General features: G+C 72.0%; 17 protein-coding genes. 15 read left to right on the top strand and 2 right to left on the bottom strand.

All coding sequences use genetic code 11. The features are described from left to right. Positions 1-11: 11 nt before the first annotated feature. Together SM447_RS24850 and SM447_RS24845 are read right to left on the bottom strand one after the other, a co-directional pair. Positions 12-1,052 carry a TAXI family TRAP transporter solute-binding subunit gene (locus SM447_RS24850; protein WP_474575267.1) on the bottom strand — a complete coding sequence of 347 codons (1,041 nt, stop codon included), beginning with the start codon at positions 1,050-1,052 and terminating at the stop codon, positions 12-14. Further along, positions 1,049-3,142 carry a TRAP transporter permease gene (locus SM447_RS24845; RefSeq protein WP_474575303.1) on the bottom strand — a complete coding sequence of 698 codons (2,094 nt, stop codon included), beginning with the start codon at positions 3,140-3,142 and terminating at the stop codon, positions 1,049-1,051. The genes SM447_RS24850 and SM447_RS24845 overlap by 4 nt, the downstream gene beginning before the upstream one ends. Before the next feature lie 583 nt (positions 3,143-3,725). Here SM447_RS24845 and SM447_RS24840 point away from each other — a divergent pair. The 15 genes from SM447_RS24840 to SM447_RS24770 all read left to right on the top strand — a co-directional run bounded on the left by SM447_RS24840 (position 3,726) and on the right by SM447_RS24770 (position 23,222). Beyond that, positions 3,726-4,820 carry a YihY/virulence factor BrkB family protein gene (locus SM447_RS24840; RefSeq protein ID WP_474575302.1) on the top strand — a complete coding sequence of 365 codons (1,095 nt, stop codon included), beginning with the start codon at positions 3,726-3,728 and terminating at the stop codon, positions 4,818-4,820. A gap of 180 nt (positions 4,821-5,000) precedes the next feature. Continuing rightward, a complete protein-coding gene (locus SM447_RS24835) occupies positions 5,001-6,179 on the top strand; it encodes an ROK family protein (protein WP_474575266.1) in 1,179 nt (392 codons plus the stop codon). Beyond that, positions 6,176-7,783 (top strand): sugar ABC transporter ATP-binding protein, encoded by a 1,608-nt coding sequence (locus SM447_RS24830; RefSeq protein WP_474575265.1) that lies wholly within the window; start codon positions 6,176-6,178, stop codon positions 7,781-7,783. Before SM447_RS24835 ends, SM447_RS24830 begins: the two co-directional genes overlap by 4 nt. Continuing rightward, positions 7,780-8,892 (top strand): ABC transporter permease, encoded by a 1,113-nt coding sequence (locus tag SM447_RS24825; RefSeq protein WP_474575264.1) that lies wholly within the window; start codon positions 7,780-7,782, stop codon positions 8,890-8,892. Before SM447_RS24830 ends, SM447_RS24825 begins: the two co-directional genes overlap by 4 nt. 90 nt (positions 8,893-8,982) lie before the next feature. Then, positions 8,983-10,035, top strand: coding sequence for a substrate-binding domain-containing protein (locus SM447_RS24820; RefSeq protein ID WP_474575263.1), 1,053 nt, complete (start codon positions 8,983-8,985; stop codon positions 10,033-10,035). A gap of 54 nt (positions 10,036-10,089) precedes the next feature. Continuing rightward, positions 10,090-11,265 carry a Gfo/Idh/MocA family protein gene (locus tag SM447_RS24815; protein WP_474575301.1) on the top strand — a complete coding sequence of 392 codons (1,176 nt, stop codon included), beginning with the start codon at positions 10,090-10,092 and terminating at the stop codon, positions 11,263-11,265. Positions 11,266-11,775: 510 nt separating this feature from the next. Continuing rightward, positions 11,776-12,936 (top strand): inositol-3-phosphate synthase, encoded by a 1,161-nt coding sequence (locus SM447_RS24810; RefSeq protein ID WP_474575300.1) that lies wholly within the window; start codon positions 11,776-11,778, stop codon positions 12,934-12,936. Further along, the gene (locus SM447_RS24805) at positions 12,920-13,825 is read left to right on the top strand and encodes an SCO3242 family prenyltransferase (protein ID WP_474575262.1); all 906 of its coding nucleotides are present in this window, start codon (positions 12,920-12,922) and stop codon (positions 13,823-13,825) included. Before SM447_RS24810 ends, SM447_RS24805 begins: the two co-directional genes overlap by 17 nt. Next, on the top strand, positions 13,822-14,886 hold the full coding sequence (locus SM447_RS24800) for a sugar phosphate isomerase/epimerase family protein (RefSeq protein WP_474575261.1): 1,065 nt from the start codon (positions 13,822-13,824) through the stop codon (positions 14,884-14,886). The genes SM447_RS24805 and SM447_RS24800 overlap by 4 nt, the downstream gene beginning before the upstream one ends. 98 nt (positions 14,887-14,984) lie before the next feature. Next, positions 14,985-15,602, top strand: coding sequence for an EboA domain-containing protein (locus tag SM447_RS24795; protein WP_474575260.1), 618 nt, complete (start codon positions 14,985-14,987; stop codon positions 15,600-15,602). Continuing rightward, complete coding sequence (locus SM447_RS24790) at positions 15,602-16,453, top strand: TatD family hydrolase (RefSeq protein WP_474575259.1); 852 nt, start codon at positions 15,602-15,604, stop codon at positions 16,451-16,453. Before SM447_RS24795 ends, SM447_RS24790 begins: the two co-directional genes overlap by 1 nt. Then, complete coding sequence (gene eboE / locus SM447_RS24785; RefSeq protein ID WP_474575258.1) at positions 16,453-17,661, top strand: metabolite traffic protein EboE; 1,209 nt, start codon at positions 16,453-16,455, stop codon at positions 17,659-17,661. Before SM447_RS24790 ends, eboE begins: the two co-directional genes overlap by 1 nt. After that, positions 17,658-19,046, top strand: coding sequence for an alkaline phosphatase family protein (locus tag SM447_RS24780; RefSeq protein ID WP_474575257.1), 1,389 nt, complete (start codon positions 17,658-17,660; stop codon positions 19,044-19,046). The genes eboE and SM447_RS24780 overlap by 4 nt, the downstream gene beginning before the upstream one ends. Next, positions 19,043-20,110 carry a polyprenyl synthetase family protein gene (locus SM447_RS24775; protein ID WP_474575256.1) on the top strand — a complete coding sequence of 356 codons (1,068 nt, stop codon included), beginning with the start codon at positions 19,043-19,045 and terminating at the stop codon, positions 20,108-20,110. Before SM447_RS24780 ends, SM447_RS24775 begins: the two co-directional genes overlap by 4 nt. Positions 20,111-20,351: 241 nt before the next feature. Next, on the top strand, positions 20,352-23,222 hold the full coding sequence (locus SM447_RS24770) for a carbohydrate-binding protein (protein WP_474575255.1): 2,871 nt from the start codon (positions 20,352-20,354) through the stop codon (positions 23,220-23,222). The last annotated feature ends 80 nt before the right edge of the window (positions 23,223-23,302 follow it).

Here is a 23,302-nt window from a genome sequence, read left to right as displayed (position 1 = left end):
CCCGCCGTCGGTCAGCTCGCGCCGAGGTCCTGCAACGCCTTGGCCGCGCCCCGGTGCAGACCGACCGGGTCGGTCTTGCGGGCGGTGTCCAGGGCGATGCCCTTGGCAGCGGGGTTCGCCTGGGCCAGCGCGTCCTTCTTCTCGAAGACGGTGCGGGTGATGGCACAGGCCACGTTGGCGTCGAGGTCCTTGCGGACGAGCAGCACGTTCGGGACCACGATGGTCGGGGTGTCCGCCGCCGTGGAGTAGACGTCCTTGCCGATCGTGCCGGCCTGGTACGCGGGGTTCAGTTCGCTCATCTTAGGCAGCAGCGGCGTGATGTCGATGAACTTCACCTTGTCGCCGGCCGTGGTGAACAGATCGGTGACGCCGCCGGTGGGCAGGCCGCCGGACCAGAAGAAGCCGTCCACGGTGCCGTCCTTGACACCCTCCACGGTCTTGGTGAGGTCGAGCCGCTGGGCCTGGATGTCGGTGGCCGGGTTCAGACCGGCGGCCTCCAGCAGCCGGTTCGCGATGACCTCGGTGCCGGACTTGGGAGAGCCGGTCGAGATCTTCTTGCCGCGCATGTCGGCCACCGAGTTGATGCCCGAGTCGGCCCGGACGACCACCTGGGTGTAGTTGTCGTAGATCCGGGCCAGCGCCTCGACCGGCTGCGGGGCGGTGAAGCTGTCCTTGCCCTCCACCGCGTTGACAGCGGTGTCGAACAGCGAGAAGGCCACGTCGTACTGGCCGCCGACGAGCTGTTCGATGTTCTGGACCGACGCTCCGGTCTCGGCGGCCGTGCCGGTCAGCCGGCCGCCGGTGCTGTCCGAGAGCTGCCCGGCCAGGGCGTTGCCGACCACGTAGTAGACGCCCGTGGCGTTACCGGTGGCGATGCCCACCCGGGTGTTCTCGGCCACCTCGCAGGTGACGGCGCTCGCGGTGTCGTCCGTGGCCGCGGTGCCCTGGCGGCCTCCGCAACCGGCGGCGCCGGCGGCGACGAGGGTGAGGGCTCCCACCCCGGCCACGAGTCGCACGTTGATCCGTCCCACACTGTCTCCTTCCTGGGTCATGCCGGTGATCCGGCTCGCGTCCCGCCGGAGGGGCCGGCGGATCCGCGTCGTACGAGCACGCCCACCGCCATGACGCCGGCCAGCACGGCACCGATCGCGACGGGCACGGGTTGCAGCCAGAGCAGCGTCACTCCGGCGGCCGCACCGACCAGGCGTTCCGGCACGCCCGCCGGGCCGACGCCGGGCAGCCAACCGCCGGCCGCGACGGCCAGCACCGCGACACCGAGGGCGGTGACCGCGGTGGCGACGAGGATGCGTCGCGGGCCGCCGATGCCGAGCAGACCGAGCCCGGTCGGCGTGATCACGAACGCCAGCGGAATCAGGTACGCGGGCAGCGCGTACCGCAGGGTGTGCCACATCGTCGGCACCACCCTGGCGCCGGTGACCGCGGCGGCGGCGACCGCGGCGAGCGCGGTCGGCGGCGACACCTCGGACAGCACCGCGAAGTAGAAGACGAACATGGCGGCGGCGGGGGCGCTGACACCGAGGTCGAGCAGGGCCGGCCCGATGATCACCCAACCGATCACGAAGGAGGCGGTCACCGGGATCGCCAGGCCGAGCAGGCTGAGCGCGACGGCGGCGAGCAGGGCGGTCAGCGCGAGCACCACGGCCGGCTCGGAGCTGACCGCGCTCGCCGCGCCGACCAGGAGCGCCGCGGCCTGCGGTCCGAGACCGGTCTTGGTGGTGGTGGCGGTGATGACGCCGGCCGCCGCGCAGACCACGGTCACCGCGAGGACCCCGCGTACCCCGCCGGAGAGCGCGGCGACCAGTCGGGACGGGGTCAGGCGGTGCTGCCGGTCCAGGAAGGACAGGCCGACCGCCAGCAGGGTGGCCAGCACCACGGCGCGGGTGGCGGACAACCCGACAGCGAGCAGCCCGACGATGGCGAACAGCGAGGCGAAGTGGTAGCCGGACCGGGCCAGCAGCCGCCAGGCGGAGCCGGCCGGCAGGGCCGCCGGGCGCACCCCCGAACGCCGCGCGTCGATCTCCACCGAGAGCACGATGCCGAGGTAGTACAGCACGGTCGGCACCATCGCCCAGCCGAGCACCTGAAGGTAGGACACCCCGAGGTACTCGGCGATGATGAAGGCCGCCGCGCCGAGCGTCGGTGGAGAGAGGATGGCGCCGACGCCGGCCGCGGCGAGCATGCCACCGGCCCGTTCCGCCGGGTATCCGGCGCGACGCAGGATCGGCCAGGTGACCGCGCCGATGCTGACGGTCGTGGCCGCGCCGGAGCCGGAGACGGTGCCCAGCAGGAATCCGGAGGCCACCGCCGTGCGGCCGGCGGCGGTACGGGAGCGGCGGAACGCCGCGGCGGACAGGTTCACGAAGAACCGGCCGGCGCCGGAGAGGTCGAGCACCGCCCCGTAGATGGTGAAGAGCACGATGTACGTGGCCGCCACGTCCAACGGGGTGCCGTAGAAGCCGCTGTCGGAGTTGTAGAAGGCGTCGACGAGCTGCCCGAAGTCCAGCCCGGCGTGCGCCACCGCCCAGGTCTGCGGCAGCAGCCCGCCGTAGTAGCCGTAGCCGAGGAAGACCAGGCAGACCGCGGGCAGGATCCAGCCGGTGGTGCGCCGGCAACCCTCCAGCAGCAGGAGCAGCAGGATGGTGCCCATCGCGACGTCCATCCCGACCAGCAGCCCCTGCCGGTCGAGGAAGGCGTCGTAACCGCCGCCGCCACCGCCCACGGCGATCGGCAGCACCGGGTAGAGGCAGCCGGCCAGCGCGGCGGCGGCCAGGACCCAGTCGACGCGGCTGGGGCCGGACCTGCCGGTCAGGCCGGGTGTCGGTTGTGACGCGGCCCGACCTCCCAGCACCGCCCGCAGGCCGCGCGGCAGCCGCAGGCCGGCCGGGTAGGCGAGGAACACCAGCGGGAGTACGCCGGCCAGGAAGAAGATCAGGTAGTACTTGCTGCCCTGCGCCAGCGGCCGGAACACCTGCCAGAGCGCGAGCAGTCCGATCGCCAGCGTCGCGGCGGTCAGGACGAGGGCGACCGGTCCGACCAACACCCGGCCGGGTTTCTCGTCCTCGAACCGGCCGGCCAACTCGGCCGCATCGATCGGAGCGGCGGGTAACTCCGCCTCCGCCACACGGCTGTGTCCGCCGTGGCGTTCGCGTCCGGAATCATCGGTGAATCGGATAGCCGACACGAGGGGGGACGATACGCGAATTGGCTCCGCGTTGGGGGCATTGTCGAACATCGCTTCGCTGAGTGACTTCAAATTCGTTCAAGTCGCGCAACGTGTCAATGATTAAGAATGGTGTTCACGATCGCCTCGTACGGGCCGATGGTGGGGTTGGCGGGTCTCGGACGAGCGGTTCGGGCGGAGTCCGTTTTTCCGCATTAGCGGGTATATTGACGCCATCTCGGGGGCGGCGAAAATCTACCCATCCGACTACTCTCCGTATGCGAGATTACGTTCGGTGGTTCGACGACTCGGCGGAGTTGCGGTGGGAGTGGGCCCGCGCGCGACGTCGTCCGCGCCGCTTCGAGGGCCTACCGCCGTCCGTTCGGGGCCCTCGGCGGAGGGCGCGCGGCCATTACCCGAGTGATCGGATCCGGCACCGTCGCCATCGATGGGAACCGCGGGCGGCGTATTCCCGTGAACGGGGAATCGTGTCCCGGTCGGGGGTGCTGTGGGCCGGGTGGTTACCCCACGCCCGTGGCTGGGCATGTGTCCTGGGCGATCACAGCGAACGGAACCGAGGGGAGGGGCGATGGCCTCCGAGGAGTCTTCCCGTCCGGTGCGGAATGACCCGGAACCCGACACCGCCCCGCAGGGCCAGGGGGAGCGGCCGGGTGTCGACCACGACGAGCCCAGCCGTCCGAGCAGGCTGTCGCGCGGCGAGTGGATGGCGGCGATGCGCCGGACCTTCCGCGAGTTCGGCGACGACAGACTGACCGACTGGGCCGCCGCGCTGACCTACTACGGCGTACTCTCCATCTTCCCGGGACTGCTGGTGCTGGTCTCGTTGCTCGGCCTGCTTGGCCCGGCGGCGACCCGGACGGTACGGGACACCGTCGCGGAGTCCGTACCCGAACAGAACATCCGCCAGATCCTCGACGCCGCCATCGAGCAGGCGCAGCAGAACGGCGGACTGGCCGGCATCGCCGCGATCGTCGGTCTGCTCGCCGCCTTCTGGTCGGCCTCCGGCTACGTCGCCGCCTTCATGCGTGCCTCCAACGCGATCTACGACGTGCCGGAGGGACGGCCGATCTGGAAGACCCTGCCGATCCGGGTGGGGGTCACCGCGGTCATCGGCGTGATGCTGCTGGCCAGCGCGGTGATCGTGATCTTCACAGGTCGCTTCGCCGAGGAGGTCGGTGCCGCCCTCGGGGTGGGACGCACCGCCGTGCAGGTGTGGGACATCGCCAAGTGGCCGGTGCTGCTGGTCCTGGTCAGCCTGATGTTCGCGATCCTCTACTGGGCGTCGCCCAACGCGCGGCAGGGCGGCTTCCGCTGGGTGAGCCCCGGTGGAGTGTTGTCGGTGCTGCTCTGGTTGCTGGTCTCCGGCCTCTTCGCCCTCTACGTCAGCAACTTCGGCTCGTACAACAAGACCTACGGCGCGCTGGCCGGTGTGATCATCTTCCTGGTCTGGCTCTGGCTGAGCAACATCGCGATCCTGTTCGGCGCGGAGTTCGACGCCGAGTTGGCCCGGGCGCGGGCGATCAGCGGCGGGTTGCGGCCGGTCGACCGGGAGCCCTACGTCGAGCTGCGCGACGACCGCAAGTTGCGTACGAAGGAGGGTGAAACGCCTTCCCAGTGACCTTCCGGACGCCTCCGCGCCAACTACTCACCGGCCCACGGCGTAACTTTTGCTAGAAAAGGCAAAAGTTGATCCCAATAACGTTCTAAGGTCTGGACAGCGCGGGCCGAAGCCTCCTACTGTGTCGGGCACCACACGTCGGCATTTCGTCGATGTGAACCCCGGTGGGAGAGGTGAGCCGTGCCCAACGCCGACCCCCTGCACGTACGACTGTTGCGGTTGTTACGCGACGAGGGAGCCTTGTCGCGGGCCGAACTCGCCGACCGACTGGAGATGCCCCGGCCCCGGCTGCTCGCCGAGTTGGAGCGGCTGGTCGGTCTCGGCTACGTGGCGGAGGCGGGCAAGGCCGCCTCCCGGGGCGGCCGCCGCTCCACTCTGGTCGAGCTGAGCCCGCAGCTGCGCTTCGCCGCCGTCGACCTCGGTGCCAGCTCGATCGACGTCGAGGTGGTCAACGGCCGGCTGGAGCCGGTGGCGGCGTACGCGGAGGCGGCCGACATCCGGTCCGGCCCGAAGGCGATCCTCCAGCGCGTCAACGAACTGCTGCACAAGGCCCGGGTCGACGGTGTCTACGAGCGACTCGACGCGGTCGGCATCGGCGTCCCCGGCCCGGTCAGCTTCCGCGACGGAGTGCCGGTCTCGCCGCCGATCATGCCTGGCTGGGATCGCTTCCCCGTCCGCGAGCTGCTCACCCGGGAGCACGGCTGCCCGGCGGTGGTCGACAACGATGTCAACATCATGGCCATCGGCGAGCGGCACGGCGGGGTGGCCCACTCGGTCGACGACTTCCTCTTCGTCAAGATCGGCACCGGGATCGGTTGCGGTATCTACCTCAGCGGCGAGGTCTACCGGGGCACCGACGGGTGCGCCGGCGACATCGGCCACATCCAGGTCGACCCGCACGGGCCGGTCTGCTCCTGCGGCAACGCGGGCTGCCTGGAGGCGCTCTTCAGCGGGTCGGCACTGGCCAAGGACGCCACCGCCGCCGCGCGGGCCGGCCTCTCACCGGCGCTGGCCGAACGGCTGGAGACCAACGGCCGGGTCACCGCCCTCGACGTCGCCGCCGGGGCCCTGGAAGGGGACGTGACCTGCATCCAGCTCATCCGCGAGGGAGGCCGACGGGTCGGCGGGGTGCTCGCTGGGCTGGTCAGCTTCACCAACCCCTCGATGATCGTGATCGGCGGTGGGCTCGCCCAGCTCGGGCACATCCTGCTCGCCGAGATCCGCAGTGTGGTGTACCGCCGCTCGTTGCCCCTGGCGACCGGCAACCTGCCGGTGGTGCTCTCCGAGTTGGGCCCGCGCGCCGGCGTGGCCGGCGCGGCCGTGCTCGCCAGCGACCTGGCCTTCGGGGAGGCGGCATGACCGGGCATCCTGGCACCCCGAGCGGGCACGACGCCGCCGTCGGGGACGGCACTCCGCTGGTCGAGGTGCCGGCCGACACCGTCGCCGGTGAGGTGGTCCTGCGGCTGACCGACGTGGTGAAGACCTTCCCGGGCGTACGGGCCCTCGACGGTGTGCAACTGGAGGTCAGGGCGGGCGAGGTGCACTGCCTGCTCGGGCAGAACGGTGCCGGAAAGTCCACCCTGATCAAGGTGCTCGCCGGTGTGCACCGGCCCGACTCGGGGTTGGTCGAGTGGCGGGGCGAGCCCGCCACCTTCGCCAACCCGCAGGCCGCCATGCGCGCCGGGATCGCCACCATCTACCAGGAACTCGACCTGGTCGAGGATCTCTCGGTGGCGGAGAACGCCTTCCTCGGCCACGAGCCGCGCAGCTTCGGCTTCATCCGGCGCGGACAGATGGCCCGGCACACCCGGCAGATCCTCGGCCGGCTCGGCCACGCGGAGATCCCGCCGGGCCGGATGGTGCGGGCCCTGCCCGCCGCCGGCAAGCAGGTGGTCAGCATGGCCCGGGCGCTCTCCCACGAGGCCCGGCTGCTCATCATGGACGAGCCGAGCGCGGTGCTCGCCCACGACGAGGTGGAGAACCTCTTCCGGATCATCCGCGAGCTGACCGCGCAGGGCATCGCGGTCATCTACATCTCGCACCGCCTGGAGGAGATCCGCGAGATCGGCGACCGGGTGACCGTACTCAAGGACGGCCGGACCACCGCGGCGAACCTGCCGGCCCGGGAGACCCCGACCCGCGACCTGGTCTCCCGGATGACCGGTCGGACCATCGAGTACGTCTTCCCCGACCGCCCCACCGAAACCGTCGTCGGCGACGAGCTGCTCCAGGTCGACGGGCTGACCCGCGCCGGCGAGTTCGCCGACGTCTCGCTGACCGTCCGGGCCGGCGAGATCGTCGGCATCGCGGGCCTGGTCGGCTCCGGTCGCTCCGAACTGCTGGAGACCATCTACGGCGCGCGAATCGCGGAGGCCGGTTCGGTGCGGATGGGCGGCCGGGCGCTGCGGCCGGGCAGCGTCGGCGCGGCGGTGAAGGCCGGCATGGGCATGGCACCCGAGGAGCGCAAGAGCCAGGCATTGCTGCTCGGCGAGCCGATCTACCGCAACGTCACCCTGGCCACCTTCGGTCGCTACGCCCGGTTCGGTTTCACCGACGCGGGACGGGAACGGGCGGCGGCGGACCAGATCGCCGAGAGCCTGGAGATGCGCCCGCGTGACGTCCGCCGGGCGGTACGCACGCTCTCCGGCGGCAACCAGCAGAAGGTGGTGGTCGGTCGCTGGCTGCTCGGCGGCACCAGACTGCTGCTGCTGGACGAACCAACCCGCGGGGTGGACGTGGGCGCCCGGGCCGAGCTGTACCAGGTGATCCGGCAGCTCGCGGCCCAGGGGGTCGGTGTGCTGCTGGTCTCCAGCGAGGTGCCCGAGGTGCTCGGCCTGGCCGACCGGGTGCTGGTGATGCGGGAGGGACGGGTCGTCCGGACGGCCCCCGCTGACGAACTCGACGAGAACACCGTGCTCGACCTCGTCATGGCGGGGTCCCTGATGGAAGGCGCACCGGCATGACCGACAGTCCTCCCACGACCCAGTTGCCGGCGCAGTCGCCGCCGGTGGACCCGGCGGAGACCGAGGCGGCCGAGCACCGGGCGTCGACCCCGACCGCCGCCGGTCGGCTCTCCTGGTGGCACGGCGACGGTGGCGAGGGCGCAAAACGGAATCTGGCCCTGATCGGCGTGCTGCTGGCGCTCTTCGTGATCGGCGCGGCGACCCGCTCGGACCTCTACTCCAACCCGGACTGGGTCTGGGCGAACATGCTCAGCATCCTCAAGCTCGCCTCGGTGGTGGGGGTGGTCACCGTCGGGATGACCTTCGTCATCATCGGCGGCGGCATCGACCTCTCGGTCGGCGCGATCGTCGCGCTGGCCGGGGTCTGGTGCACCACGGTGGCGACCCAGAGCTACGGCGCCGGCGGCATGATCTTCACCGCGGTCGTCGTCGGGGTGGCGGTCGGTCTGGTCAACGGGGTGCTCATCGCGTACGGCCGGCTGGTGCCGTTCATCGCCACGCTGGCCATGCTGGTGGCGGCCCGGGGGCTGGCCGCCGAGATCTCCGACAAGCAGACCCAGATCTCGCAGAACAGCGTCATCAACGGCATCGCCAGCACCGACCTGCTCGGCATCCCGCTGCTGGTCTACATCCTGGCCGTGGTGGTCGGCGCGGGCTGGGTGCTGCTCAACCGCACCACGTTCGGCCGACGCACCGTCGCCGTCGGCGGCAACCCGGAGGCCGCCCGGCTGGCCGGCATCAACGTCAAGCGGCAGACCCTGCTGCTCTACGCGCTCTCCGGTCTCTGCTGCGGCATCGCCGCGATCATGCTCACCGCCCAGGCCACCTCGGCCCAGGCGGCGATGGCGAATCTCTACGAGCTGGACGCGATCGCCGCCGTGATCATCGGTGGCACGTTGCTCAGCGGCGGGCGGGGCACCATCATCGGCTCCCTGCTCGGGGTGGTCATCTTCGCCACCATCACCAACCTGTTCGCGATCAACGGCCTCTCCACGGAGGTGCAGAACATGGTCAAGGGCGGCATCATCGTCGCCGCCGTCCTGATCCAGCAGGTCCAGTTCGGCAGTCTCTCGCAGTTCTTCCGGCGCAACCGGCTCACCACGAGCTGACCACTTGCTCCATCCGGGCCACCGAGCAACCGACGGTGGCCGGGCCCCGTACACCCAAAATCCCCACCACTGAATAACCAGGAGGTCGTCATGACCCAGCACAGTCGCGACATGTCGCGACGCCGGCTGCTCTTCGGCGGGGCGGCCGTCGGCGCCGGCGTACTGCTCGCCGGCTGCACCAGCAACGAGCAGACGCCGACCGAGGCGCAGACCAAGGCGGCCGACAACAACGCCAACTCCGAGCCCGGCAAGCAGGTGACCATCGGCTTCTCGGCGCCGGCCGCCGACCACGGCTGGATCGCCGCGATCACCAACAACGCCAAGGCCCAGGCCGCCGCGTACTCCGACGTGGAGTTCAAGACGGTCGAGGCGGGCGCGGACGCGGCGGCCCAGCGCGCGGCGTTGGCGACCCTGATCTCCCAGCGGCCCGACGTGATCGTGCTGCTGCCGCACGACGGCAAGGAGCTCAACTCGTTCGGGCTGGAGGCGATGCAGGCCGGCATCCCGGTGGTCAACCTGGACCGCGCCTTCCCCGACGCCAAGGCGTACCGGCTGCAGATCAAGGGCGACAACTACGGCATGGGCGTCTCCGCCGCGACCTTCATCGTGGAGCAGCTCAAGGCCAAGGGCGTCAGCAACCCGGTGATCGCCGAGATCGCCGGCATGGACGAACTGGAGCTGACCCAGGAGCGGTCGAAGGGCTTCGCCGACACCCTGGCCCAGAGCGGCCTGCGGGTGGCCAACCGGCGTGCGGCCCGGTTCACCGCGGACTCGGGCCAGCAGGAGGCGGCGCAGCTGCTCCAGGCCCTGCCGAAGATCGACGCGGTCTGGAACCACGACGACGACCAGGGCATCGGCGTGCTGGCCGCGATCAACCAGGCCAGCCGCAACGAGTTCTTCATGGTCGGCGGTGCCGGCTCGAAGAAGGCGATGGAGGACATCCAGGCCGACAACACGGTGCTCAAGGCCACGGTGACCTACAGCCCGTCGATGGCGTCCTCCGCGATCTCGCTGGCCCGCCTGATCGGTCAGGGCCGGGGCATGTCCGACCTGGTGGAACTCCAGGTGCCCAAGGAGATCATCCTCGCCTCCGAAACGATCACCAAGGAGAACGCGAGCGACTACCTCAAGCTCGGGTTCTGACACAACGGGGGGAGACCCACCTTGTCCACGACAGACAATCAACTGCGGGTCGGCATGGTCGGCTACGCGTTCATGGGCGCCGCGCACTCGCAGGCGTGGCGGACCGTGAACCGGGTGTACGACCTGCCGGCGCGGGCCCGGATGGTGCTCGTCTGCGGCCGGGACTCCGGGAAGGTGGCCGAGGCCGCCGACCGGCTCGGCTGGGAGGAGCACACCACGGACTGGCGGGAGCTGGTGAACCGCCCGGACATCGACGTGGTCGACATCTGCACACCGGGTGACAGCCACGCCGAGATCGCGCTGGCGGCGCTGGCCGCGGGCAAGCACGTGCTGTGCGAGAAGCCGCTGGCCAACACGGTCGCCGAGGCTCGGGAGATGGCCGCCGCGGCGGCCACCGCCCGGGCCGGCGGGGCACGGTCGATGTGCGGCTTCAACTACCGGCGGGTGCCCGCGGTGGCGCTGATGCGTCAGCTGATCGCCGACGGACGGCTCGGCCAGATCCGGCACGTCCGGGCCACCTACCTGCAGGACTGGATCGTGGACCCGCAGTTCCCACTGGTCTGGCGGCTCCGCAAGGAGGTGTCGGGCTCCGGCGCGTTGGGTGACATCGGTGCGCACATCATCGATTTGACCCAGTACGTCACCGGCCAGCGGATCAGCGGCGTCAGCGCGGTGACCGAGACGTTCGTCAAGGAGCGGCCGTTGCCGACCGAGTCGAGCGGGCTGGCGGCGCAGGCCGACGGGGCCGGCGCCACCACCGGCCCGGTCACCGTCGACGACGCGGCGATCTTCGTGGCCCGTCTCGACGGCGGGGCACTGGCGACGTACGAGGCGACCCGGTTCGCCACCGGCCGCAAGAACGCCCTCCGCGTGGAGGTAAACGGGTCGCTGGGCAGCGTGGCCTTCGACCTGGAGCGCCTCAACGAGCTGGAGTTCCACGACGCCACCCGGCCGGCGGCCGAGCAGGGCTTCAGCCGGATCCTGGTGACCGAGGCCGAGCACCCGTACCTGTCGGCCTGGTGGCCGCCGGGACACATCATCGGGTACGAGCACTCCTTCACCCACCAGATGCGTGACTTCATCGAGGCGGTGGCGACCGGCGGCGATCCGTCGCCCTCCTTCGCCGAGGCGTTGCAGGTGCAACTGGTACTGGACGCGGTGGCCCGCTCGGCCGACCAGGGCTCCTCCTGGGCCGAGGTGGAGCCGACGCTCGCGACGGTCGCCGCCTGATGAACCACCTCCGGAGCCGACCGGCGAGGACGGCCACGGTTGCGCCCCGTGGCCGCAACGGGTCGGGACCGGAGGTCGTGTCACCCGGCCATCCGACCCGGTGGCACGAGCAATGCGGTTCCTCCGGTGCTGCCGGACCGGGATTCCCCGGCAGCACCGGAGGGCCGCCGCCCCGTCGACCGGTCCACCCACCGTCCACCTGAGAACTCCCGCCGCCAGGCGGACCGCGTCCGACGAGTCGTCCGGTCGGGCCACCGTCGTCCCGACCGGGCCGGATGCGGGGGAGGCAGGGGGGAGACGCCGACTACCCCTGCCTGCCAGCCCCGTCCGTCCGCACCACCGGTACGCCAGGCCGACGTCGTCGCCGCCGACCTCGACGTCGGCCGGCGGGTATCCACCGGAACGGGCGGCGGACGGGGCGCATCAACCTAACCAGTATATTTTTCAGCTATTTCCTGATATCAAGATCTATTGATGCATGTCGGTTCCCTGGACACCGGAAGGAGCGCCATGCGTACGGGTGTCTGGCTGGTAGGGGTACGCGGCTCGGTCGCGACCACCAGCATCGTCGGGGCGCTCGCGCTGCGCGCCGGGCTGACCGGGCCGACAGGCTGCGTCACCGAACTGCCCGGGGTCAACAACCCCGCCCTGCCGAGCTTCGCCGACCTGGTCTTCGGTGGTCACGACGTGGTCGCCACCCCGATCGCCAAGCGTGCCGAGGAACTCGCCGCCGCCGGGGTGCTGCCGGCCCGCCTGGTCGCCGCGCTGCCGGAGGAACTGGCCGCCGTCGAACGGGAGCTGCGTCCCGCACCCACCACCGGGAGCCAGGCCGCCCGGGCCGCCGCGATCGTCCGCGATCTCACCGCGTTCCGCCAGCGGCACGGGCTGGCCCGGGTGGTGGTGGTCAACGTGGCCGCGACCGAACCGGCCCCCCGCCCGCACCCCGCGCACGCCGACCCGGACGCGCTGCAGGCCGCCCTCGCCGGTCCAGACGAGGTGCTGCCGCCCAGCTCGCTGTACGCCTACGCGGCCGTCACGGCGGGCTGCCCGTACGTCGACTTCACCCCGTCGACGGGACTGCGGCTGCCGGCGTTGACCGCACTGGCCGACAGGCACGGCGTGCCGTACGCCGGCCACGACGGCAAGACCGGCGAGACCCTGCTCAAGTCGGTGCTCGCCCCGATGTTCGCGATGCGCCACCTCGCCGTGCGGTCCTGGTCCGGGCTCAACCTGCTCGGCGGGGGCGACGGCGCCACCCTCGCCGACCCCGACGCCAACGCCGCCAAGGTGCGCAGCAAGCAGCGGGTGCTCGGCGAGACGCTCGGCTACCTGCCGCAGGGGGACACCCGGATCGAGTACGTCGAGGAACTCGGTGACTTCAAGACCGCCTGGGATCTGATCACGTTCGCCGGGTTCCTCGGCACCGGGATGCGGCTGGAGTTCACCTGGCACGGCTGCGACTCGGCACTGGCCGCCCCACTCGTGCTGGACCTCGCCCGGCTGACCGCCGCCGCGCACGCCGCCGGCCGCGCCGGGCCGCTGACCGACCTGGCCTTCTTCTTCAAGGATCCGCTCGGCACCGCGACCCACTCGCTGGCCGACCAGTGGAGCCGGCTGTGCGCCTTCGCCCGCCTTCTGGACACCGGAGGCAGCGATGCCGCGCGTGGCTGACCTGGCCGAGCTGGTCCGCGCCCCGGCCGCGCTCTCCGTGCCGGGGGACGTGGTCGCCGGTGCCGCCGCGGCGGGCGCCCTCGGTCCGCGTACCCCGGCCCTCGCCGCCGCCTCGGTGCTGCTCTACTGGGCCGGCATGGCCGCCAACGACTGGGCCGACCGCGAGCTGGACGCCGTGGAACGCCCCGAGCGGCCGATACCGAGCGGCCGGGTCAGCCCCGGCCTCGCCGTCGGCCTTGCCGCCGGCCTCACCGCGGCCGGTGTCGGTCTCGCCGCCGTCGCGGGCGGTCGACGCGCCGCCGCCGTCGCCCTGCCGTTGGCCGCCGCCGTCTGGGGGTACGACCTCGCGGCCAAGAACACCGCCGCCGGTCCCGCCGTGATGGCCACCTGCCGGGGGCTGGACGTGCTGCTCGGTGCCGCCGGTGGCCGGCCGGCCAGGGCCTTGCCGGCGGCGGTCACCGTCGCCGCGCACACCTGGACCGTCACCGCCCTGTCCCGCCGGGAGGTCAGCGGCGCCGACCGCGCCCTGCCGCTGCGTACCCTCGCCGGCACCGCCCTGGTCACCGCCAGCGCCGCCCTTCCGCCCCGTCGACGGGAGGCCGCGACCGCCGCCTGCCCGCCCGGTCGGCGCGCCCTCGGCACCGTGGCGGTGGCGCTGCCCGCCGTGCTCGCCGGCTGGTACGCCGCCCGCTACGGGAACGCACAGGCGCAGGTGGTGGCCCGGCCCACCGCCGGGCGGGTCCGCTCGGCGGTGGGCGCCGGCATCACCGGCCTGCCCGCGTTGCAGGGGGCGCTGACCGCCCGCGCCGGCTCCGGCCTGCTCGGGCTGGCGGTTGCGGCGGCCGCGCCACTGGGCCGGCGCCTGGCCCGGAAGGTCTCGCCGACATGACGCCCACCGGAATTCCCACGATCCCCGGTGCCGGCGGCGGGCTGCGGTTCGGGTACGGCACCAACGGCTTCGCCAACCACCGGCTCGACGATGCCCTCGGTGTCATCGCCGACCTCGGCTACGCCGGTGTCGCGCTCACCCTGGACCACGACCATCTTGACCCGTTCGCGCCCGGGCTGGCCCGGCGGGTGGAGGCGGTCGGCCGGCGACTCGCCGAACTCGGCCTCGGGCTGGTGATCGAGACCGGCGCGAGGTACCTGCTGGACCCCTGGCACAAGCACGCCCCGACGCTGCTGCACGCCGACCCCGCGCTCCGGATCGAGTTCCTGCGCCGCGCGGTGGCGATCGGCGCGGACCTGGACGCCGAGGCGGTCTCCTTCTGGGCCGGGGTCCGGCCGGAGACGGTCACCCCGACGGTCGCCTGGGACCGCCTGGTCGCCGGCTGCGCCACCGTGGTCGAGGCGGCCGAGGCAGCGGGGGTGACCCTGGGGTTCGAGCCGGAACCGGGGATGCTGGTCGAGGACATCGCCGACTGGCGCAGACTGCACGCGGCGCTCGGCTCACCCGGCCGCCTCGGCATCACCCTCGACATCGGACACTGTCGTTGCCTGGAGCCGCTCCCGGTGCCCGAATGCGTCCGGGACGTCGCCGCGCACCTGGTCAACGTGCAGATCGACGACATGCGGCGGGGCGTGCACGAGCATCTGGAGTTCGGCACGGGAGAGATCGACTTCCCGCCGGTGCTGGCCGCGTTGCGCGAGGTCGGCTACGCGGGGCTGGTGGCCGTCGAGTTGCCCCGCCACTCGCACGCCGCCCCCGCGGTGGCCGCCCACTCGCTCACCTTCCTCCGCGCCGCCGAGTCCCAGCCGGCTACCACCGGCGATGCGGCGAGCGGCGATGTGGCGAGCGGCGATGCCACCACCGGCGGTGCGGCGGGCGGCGGCGCGGCGGGCGGGGCCTCGGCTGCCTCGGCCGACACCTCGCGGCACACCCTTTGCTCTGCTTCAACGGACGCGACGCCGGGCGTCCGCTATCCGGACTACGACCGACGCGTGGAGTGAAGCAGAGCAGCGGACGCTTGCGGTTGCACCACCGGCACCAGCACCACCGTCGCCACCGCCACCGGCCGTCGACGGCGGCGGACGAGGGAGGAGATCCGATGACAGTGGACGAGCTACGGGCAGCCCTGCGGGGCGTACCCGATCGGGACTGGTTGACGGCGGCCCTTGACCGGGTCGCGGCCGAACCCACCGCCATCGCTCGGTTCTTCCCGGCGGCCGGCCGCCGCTGCGGCCGCGCCGACCTGCCCGACCTGCCCGGCTGGAGCGCCGACGAGGCGGCCCGGGCGCTGCTGCTGGCCACCCTCCGGACCGACCATGCCGGGCAGGCCGAGACGCTCTACCGGACCGGGGACGCCGCCGAGAAGCGGGCCGTGCTCAAGTCGCTGCCGCTGCTGCCGATCGGCGCGGCCGGACTGCCGTTGCTGCACGACGCGATCCGCACCAACGACACCCGGCTGGTCGCCGCGGCCCTCGGCCCGTACGCCCGCCACCTCGACCAGCCGGCCTGGCGGCAGGCGGTGCTCAAGTGCGTCTTCACCGGCGTGCCGCTGGCCGTGGTGGCCGACCTCGACGCCCGGGCGGACGCCGAGCTGGCGGCGATGCTCGCCGGGCTGGCCGACGAGCGCCGGGCGGCCGGTCGGCGCATGCCAGCCGACGCCACCGAACTGCTGGATCGGCTCACCGCCGCCAGCCGACCGCAGCACAGGGAGGTGTGATGCGGATCTTCGACCCGCACATCCACATGACGTCCCGCACCACCGACGACTACGAGCGGATGGCCACCGCGGGCGTCCGGGCGGTGGTGGAGCCGGCGTTCTGGCTGGGCCAGCCGCGTACCAACGTGGGCTCGTTCACCGACTACTTCGACTCGCTGGTCGGGTGGGAGCCGTTCCGGGCCGGTCAGTTCGGGATCCGCCACCACGCCACGATCGCGCTCAACCCGAAGGAGGCCAACGACCCACGCTGCCGGCCGGTGCTCGACGTGCTGCCCCGGTACCTGGAGAAGGACGGCGTGGTGGCGGTCGGGGAGATCGGGTACGACTCGATGACGCCCGAGGAGGACGACGCCTTCGCCGCCCAGCTCGCCCTGGCCGTGGCGCACGACCTGCCGGCCCTGGTGCACACCCCGCACCGGGACAAGGCCCGGGGTGTCGAGCGCAGCCTGGCCGTGGTGGCTGAGTCCGGCATCGCACCGGAGCGGGTCGTGCTCGACCACCTCAACGAGGTGACCGTGCGGCAGGTCCGCGACACCGGCTGCTGGCTCGGCTTCTCCATCTACCCCGACACCAAGATGTCACCACCACGGATGGTCGAGCTGCTCAAGACGTACGGCACCGAGCGGATGCTGGTCAACTCGGCCGCCGACTGGGGGCGCTCCGACCCGCTGCTGACCCGGGCGACCGCCGAGGCGATGCTGCTCGCCGGCTTCACCGACGACGACGTCGACCGGGTGCTCTGGCGTAACCCGGTCGAGTTCTACGGGCAGTCCGGGCGGCTCGACCTGGCCGATGACGACGTCGCCGAGCCGACCTTCGCCGGCAACTCGATCCTGCGCGGCGGCAGCTGATGCGGCTGCGGCACGCCGGCGGACGCATCGTCCACCTCGGGTACTGCACCAACGTGCACCCCGCCGAGGACCTCGCCGGCATCGTCGCCCAACTGGACACCTACGCGGTGCCGGTCCGCGAGAGGCTCGGTGTCGACGCGCTCGGGCTGGGCCTGTGGCTGGCCGCGCCGGTCGCCGCCGAACTGGCCGCCGACCCGGCCGCCCGTCGCCGGTTGCGCACCGAGCTGACCGTACGCGGGCTTGAGGTGGTCACCCTCAACGGCTTCCCGTACGCCGCCTTCCAGGCCCCCGTGGTCAAGGGCGCGGTGTACCGGCCGGACTGGACCACCGACGAGCGGCTCGGGTACACCCTCGAGCTGGCCCGGGTACTGGCCGACCTGCTGCCGGACGACGCGGCGCGGGGCTCGGTGTCGACCCTGCCGCTGGCCTGGCGTACGCCCTGGGACGGCAGCCGCGCGGACGCCGCTCGTCGCCGCCTCGACCGGCTGGCCGCCGGCCTGGCCACCGTGGAACGGGACACCGGCCGGCCGGTGCGGGTGGGCTTCGAGCCGGAGCCGGGCTGCGTGGTGGAGAGCACCGCCCAGGCCGTCACCGTCCTGTCCGGCGTGGACACCGATCGCCTCGGGATCTGCCTCGATCTCGCTCATCTCGCCTGCGCCTGGGAGGAACCGGCGACCGCCCTGGAGCGGCTGGCCGCCGCCGGCCTGCCGGTGGTGAAGGTGCAGGTCTCCGCCGCCCTGGAGGCGGCGGACCCGGCCGGTGACGACGCCGCGCTGCGGCGCTGGGTCGAGCCGCGTTTCCTGCACCAGGCCCGCACCGCCGGCTGCGCCGCCGCGACCGGCACCTCGCCCACTGCCGATCCGGCGGATCCGCGCTGGGCGGCCGACGACCTGGACGCCGCCCTCGACGCCGCGCTGCCCGGACCCTGGCGGGTGCACTACCACGTGCCGCTGCACGCCCCGCCCGAACCGCCGTTGGGCTCGACGCTGCCGGTGCTGCGCGCCGCGCTGGCCGCGCTCTTCGCCGGCGCCGACGCCGGCTGCGACCACCTCGACGTCGAGACGTACACCTGGGGGGTGCTGCCGGTGGCGCGGCGCCCGCGCACCGACGCGGACCTGGCCGCCGGGATCGCCGCCGAACTGGCCTTCACCCGGGACGAACTGGTCGCCCTCGGGCTGACTCCGATCCGAACGGCGGTACGAGCATGAGCAGGCAACTGGTGGTGCTGGACGTGGTGGGACTGACCCCCCGACTGCTGGCGCACATGCCCCGGCTGCGCGCGGTGGCCGACGCCGGGTTCCGCGCCGAGCTGGGCACGGTGCTGCCGGCGGTGACCTGCTCGGTGCAGTCGACGTTCCTCACCGGTGCCCTTCCCGCCGGGCACGGCATCGTCGGCAACGGGTGGTACTTCCGGGACCTCGGCGAGGTGCTGCTCTGGCGGCAGCACAACGCGCTGGTCGGCGGGGAGAAGCTGTGGCAGGCCGCGCGCCGGGCCCGGCCGGGGTACACCGTGGCGAACGTCTGCTGGTGGTACGCGATGGGCGCGGACGTGGACTGGACGGTCACCCCGCGACCTGTCTACTACGCCGACGGTCGCAAGGAACCGGACTGCTACACCGACCCGCCGCAGCTGCACGACGCGCTCACCGGACGGCTCGGCACCTTCCCGCTGTTCACCTACTGGGGGCCGGGCGCGGGGCTGGCGTCGTCGCGCTGGATCTGTCGCGCCGCCGAACAGATCCTCGCCGAGCAGTCGCCGGACCTGACCCTGGTCTATGTCCCGCACCTGGACTACGACCTGCAACGCTTCGGCCCGTCGGCACCTCAGGCCGCGGCCGCGGCGGCCGAGTTGGACGGCGTGCTCGCGCCGCTGCTGGACGCCGCCCGGGCCCGCGACGCCACGGTGGTGGTGCTGTCGGAGTACGGCATCACGGACGTGTCCCGGCCGGTGGACGTCAACCGGTTGCTGCGCGCCGAGGGGCTGCTCCGGGTGCACACCCAGGCGGGCATGGAGTACCTCGACCCGTGGACCTCCCGGGCGTTCGCGGTCGCCGACCACCAGATCGCCCACGTGTACGTGCGCGACTCCGCGGACGTACCGGCGGTGGCGAAGCTCTGCGCCGGTCTGCCCGGGGTGGCCGAGGTGCTCGACGCCGACGGCAAGGCGGCGCACGGGCTGGACCATCCGCGCGCCGGCGAGCTGGTGCTGGTGGCCGAGCCGGACGCCTGGTTCACGTACTACTACTGGCTCGACGATGCGCGTGCGCCGGACTTCGCCCGGCTGGTGGAGATCCACCGCAAGCCCGGGTACGACCCGGCGGAGCTGTTCTTCGACCCGGCCGCGCCCTCGGCGGCGAAGCGACGCGCCGCGGTCGCGCTGGCCCGCAAGAAGCTCGGCATGCGCTACCTGATGAGCGTGGTCGGGCTGGACGCCGGCGCGCGGGCGGTCCGGGGTTCGCACGGGCGGCTACCCACCGATCCGGCCGACGGGCCGGTGCTGCTCTGCTCCGACGCGTCGGTGGCACGGGACCGGGTAGCGGCCACGGAGGTGAAGGGGCTGCTGCTGGAGCTGGCCGGGATGGAGGGACGGTGACGGTCACCGAGGCGCCGGTCGACAACGCCGGGCTGCGCGCCCGGTTCGACGCCGAGCTGACCGCGTTCCTCGACCGGCAGGATCCGGACTGGCCGGACGGCGCGCCCCGGGGCGTCTTCACCACGCTGCACCGGTTCGTGCTGGCCGGCGGCAAGCGACTGCGGCCGCTCTTCTGCTACTGGGGCTGGCGGGGGGCCGGCGGCCCGGACGGCGATCCGATCATCGCTGCGGCGGCCGCGCTGGAGCTGTTCCACGCCTTCGCGCTGATCCACGACGACATCCTCGACGGCAGCGACCGGCGTCGAGGTGAACCCTCGGTACACCGGATCTTCGCCGACCTGCATGCCCGGTCTTCCTGGCGCGGCGATCCCGAGGCGTACGGGCGAAACACCGCCCTGCTCTGCGGTGACCTCTGCGCCGCCTGGTCGGACCAGATGTTCCACGAGTGTGGACTGACCCCCGAGCAGGTGCACCGGGGGTACGGCGTCTTCGCGCTGATGCGTACCGAGGTGATCGCGGGGGAGTACCTCGACCTGGTGTCCGGGGTGGGCGACGGCTCGGTGGCCAGCGCGCTGACGGTGATCCGGATGAAGGCGGCCCGCTACACGGTCACCCGACCGTTGCAGATCGGCGCGGCGCTGGCCGGCGCGCCCGGCGAGCTGATCGACACGCTGGCCGAGTTCGGTGACCCGCTCGGCGACGCCTTCCAGCTCCGCGACGACGTGCTGGGGGTCTTCGGTGACCCGGCGGTCACCGGCAAGTCCGTTCTGGACGACCTGCGCGAGGGCAAGCCGACGGTGATGATGGCGCTGGCCCGCGACGCCGCCGACCGGGTGCAGAGTTCCCGGCTGCGCGAGCTGTTCGGCAATCCCGACCTGGACGCCGAGGGCGCCGCCGAGCTGCGCGACATCATCGAGAGCACCGGTGCCCGCGGGAAGATCGAGCAGATGATCCAGGTACGCGCCGAGTCCGCGCTGGCGGCGCTGGAACACATCGAGGTGGCCACAGAGAGCCGCACCGCCCTGGCCAAGCTGGCCGCCCAGGCCGTGGATCGCCAGCGCTGAGGCCTCGGGCCAGCCGTCCATTCAGGACGACTTTTTGCACATCTGACGAAAGTCGGCATCGGGCAGGCAGAAGATATAGACACATCGACGAATGGCGTTTAGTGTCGTCGCCAGCACCGAAATGTTTCGTCGAGGTGAACCGGCGGCGCGGGACCCCCCTCGGCACCCCCGCTACGGCATCCGGCGCGACGGCGCGCGCCCCGCCCTGGCAGAGCACTCGTCAGGAAGGGACAGCACAGCGATGTCCACAGTGCGCACCACCCACCACCCCGCACGGTGGTTCACCGGCGCCTCGGCGCTGCTCCTGCTCGTCACAGCCGGCACGGTGACCCTCGGCGCCGGCCCGACGACCCTGGGCGGTCCGGCCCCCGCCCAGGCCCACCCCATCGTCGCCAGCGATTTCCAGCAGGTCACCCTCGCCAAGGGGGTGGCCGAGGTCGGTGAACCGATGACCCTCGCGGTGCTGCCGGACCGCTCCGTCCTGCACACCGCCCGCAACGGCACGCTGCGCCGCACCGACGCGGCCGGCACGACCACGGTGATCGGCAGCGTGCCGGTCTACACCCACGACGAGGAGGGGTTGCAGGGCGTCGGCGTCGACCCCAACTTCGCCAGCAACCGGCACATCTTCCTCTACTACGCCCCGCCGCTGTCCACCCCGAGCGGCGACGCACCGGCCACCGGCACCAACTGGTCGTCCTGGCAGGGAGTCAACCGGCTGTCCCGGTTCACCCTCAACGCCGACTTCACGCTCAACCAGTCCAGCAAGGTCGACATCCTCGACGTTCCCGCCGACCGGGGCATCTGCTGCCACGTCGGCGGCGACATCGACTTCGACGCCGCCGGCAACCTCTACCTGTCCACCGGCGACGACACGAACCCGTTCGACTCGGGCGGATACTCCCCGATCGACGAGCGGACCAACCGCAACCCGGCGTACGACGCGCAGCGCAGCGCGGCCAACACCAACGACCTGCGCGGCAAGATCCTCCGGATCAAGGTCAACGCCAACGGGACGTACTCGATCCCGGCCGGCAACATGTTCGCCCCCGGCACCGCCCGGACCCGTCCCGAGATCTACGCGATGGGCTTCCGCAACCCGTTCCGGATGAGCGTCGACAAGGCGACCGGCATCGTCTACGTCGGCGACTACGGGCCGGACGCCGGCTCCACCACCGGTCGCGGCCCCAGCGGACAGGTGGAGTTCAACCGGGTCACCGGACCCGGCTTCTACGGCTGGCCGTACTGCACGGGCACCAACACCACCAACGAGACCTACGCGGAGTGGGACTTCGCCTCCGGCACCGCCGGCCCCAAGTACAACTGCACCGGCGGCGCGACCAACAACTCGTTCCGCAACACCGGCCTGGCCACCCTGCCGGCGGCCAAACCGTCCTGGATCCGGTACGCCGGTGACGCCGGCAGCCCGCCCGAGTTCGGCGGCGGCTCCGAGTCGCCGATGGCCGGCCCGGTCTATCGGTACGACGCGGCCCTGAACTCGGCCACCAAGTGGCCCCAGAGCTTCAACGGCCAGTTCTTCGCCGGCGAGTTCGGGCGGGGCTGGATCAAGCCGATCCACGTGAACAGTGACGGCACGATCGCCGGCATCGACGCCTCCTTCCCCTGGAACGGCAAGCAGGTCATGGACATGGCCTTCGGCCCCGACGGCGCGCTCTACGTGCTGGACTACGGCACCGGCTACTTCAACGGCGACGCCAACTCGGCCCTCTACCGCTACGACTACGTCGCCGGTGGCAACCGCGCACCGACGGCGGTGGCCTCGGCCAACCGGACCTCCGGCGCCGCCCCGTTGACGGTGAACTTCTCTTCGGCCGGGTCGTCGGACCCGGAGGGCGGGGCGTTGACCTACTCGTGGGCGTTCGGCGACGGCACCACCTCCACGGCGGCCAACCCGACCAAGACGTACAACACCAACGGCAGCTACACCGCCACGCTGACCGTGCGCGACCCGCAGGGCGCGACCGGCACCGCGAGCGTCCAGATCCGGGTCGGCAACACCGCACCGACCGTCACCATCAACGGCCCGGTCAACGGGTCCCTGTTCTCCTTCGGCGACACCGTGCCGTTCAGCATCACGGTGACCGATCCGGAGGACGGCACGATCGACTGCACCAAGGTCCGGATGACCTACGTGCTGGGTCACGACAGCCACGGCCACCAGATCACCTCGCGGACCGGCTGCTCCGGCTCGATCACCATCCCCGTCGACGGTGAGCACGACTACGCGGCGAACATCTTCGCCATCTTCGACGCCGAGTACACCGACACCGGCGGGCTCACCACGCACACCCAGCACACCCTCCAGCCGCGCAGCCGCCAGGCCGAGCACTACAAGACGTCGTCCGGCGTCGACATCTTCGACAAGGCGGCCGCCGAGGGCGGCAAGACCGTCGGCAACATCAACAACGGCGACTGGATCGCCTTCGAGCCGTACCGGATCAACAACGTGACGTCGTTCAGTGCCCGGGTCTCCTCGGCCGGCTCCGGCGGCACCCTCCAGGTGCGGGCGGGCTCGGCCACCGGCACCGTACTCGGCTCGGCCACCGTCCCGGTCACCGGCGCCTGGGACACCTTCACCACGGTCACCGGCACCATCACCAACCCGCCGTCCGGCACCACCACGCTCTACCTGACCTTCGCCGGATCCGGCACGGGCGCGCTCTACGACCTGGACTCGTTCACCTTCACCACCGGCAGCGGTGGCACCGGCGGGACCGGGCCGATCATCGGTCTGGGCGGCAAGTGTCTGGACGTGCGGAACGCGGCCACGGCCGACGGTACGCAGATCCAGATCTACACCTGCAACGGTACGGCGGCGCAGACGTGGACGGTGACGCCGAACTCGACGATCCGGGCGTTGGGCAAGTGCCTGGACGTCAACAACGCCGCCTCGGCGGATGGCACCAAGATCCAGTTGTGGACGTGCAACGGCTCGGCGGCGCAGAACTGGTCGGCCCAGTCGAACGGCACGTTGCGCAACCCGAACTCGGGCAAGTGCCTGGACGTGTCGAACAACAGCTCGGCCGACGGCCAGGCGGTGCACCTGTGGACCTGCCACACCAACGCCAACCAGCGCTGGACCCTTCCTTAGCTGAAAGGAGGGGCCCCCTGTTAACGCCTAGTGTGGTACAGGGGGCCCCTCCTAACACCAACGATCGTTGGGAGAGCGAC

It is taken from the genome of Micromonospora aridisoli (assembly GCF_056150025.1).
The sequence above is the reverse complement of the archived record's forward strand: the minus strand, read 5'-3'. Positions and strand labels throughout refer to the sequence as shown.

Excerpts from the sequence above, each read along its gene's own strand:
- SM447_RS24850 (WP_474575267.1), bottom strand. The coding sequence starts at position 1,052 with ATGACCCAGGAAGGAGACAGTGTGGGACGGATCAACGTGCGACTCGTG.
- SM447_RS24840 (WP_474575302.1), top strand. The coding sequence starts at position 3,726 with ATGTGTCCTGGGCGATCACAGCGAACGGAACCGAGGGGAGGGGCGATG.
- SM447_RS24830 (WP_474575265.1), top strand. The coding sequence starts at position 6,176 with ATGACCGGGCATCCTGGCACCCCGAGCGGGCACGACGCCGCCGTCGGG.
- SM447_RS24825 (WP_474575264.1), top strand. The coding sequence starts at position 7,780 with ATGACCGACAGTCCTCCCACGACCCAGTTGCCGGCGCAGTCGCCGCCG.
- SM447_RS24820 (WP_474575263.1), top strand. The coding sequence starts at position 8,983 with ATGACCCAGCACAGTCGCGACATGTCGCGACGCCGGCTGCTCTTCGGC.
- SM447_RS24815 (WP_474575301.1), top strand. The coding sequence starts at position 10,090 with ATGGTCGGCTACGCGTTCATGGGCGCCGCGCACTCGCAGGCGTGGCGG.
- SM447_RS24810 (WP_474575300.1), top strand. The coding sequence starts at position 11,776 with ATGCGTACGGGTGTCTGGCTGGTAGGGGTACGCGGCTCGGTCGCGACC.
- SM447_RS24805 (WP_474575262.1), top strand. The coding sequence starts at position 12,920 with ATGCCGCGCGTGGCTGACCTGGCCGAGCTGGTCCGCGCCCCGGCCGCG.
- SM447_RS24800 (WP_474575261.1), top strand. The coding sequence starts at position 13,822 with ATGACGCCCACCGGAATTCCCACGATCCCCGGTGCCGGCGGCGGGCTG.
- SM447_RS24795 (WP_474575260.1), top strand. The coding sequence starts at position 14,985 with ATGACAGTGGACGAGCTACGGGCAGCCCTGCGGGGCGTACCCGATCGG.
- SM447_RS24790 (WP_474575259.1), top strand. The coding sequence starts at position 15,602 with ATGCGGATCTTCGACCCGCACATCCACATGACGTCCCGCACCACCGAC.
- eboE (WP_474575258.1), top strand. The coding sequence starts at position 16,453 with ATGCGGCTGCGGCACGCCGGCGGACGCATCGTCCACCTCGGGTACTGC.
- SM447_RS24780 (WP_474575257.1), top strand. The coding sequence starts at position 17,658 with ATGAGCAGGCAACTGGTGGTGCTGGACGTGGTGGGACTGACCCCCCGA.
- SM447_RS24770 (WP_474575255.1), top strand. The coding sequence starts at position 20,352 with ATGTCCACAGTGCGCACCACCCACCACCCCGCACGGTGGTTCACCGGC.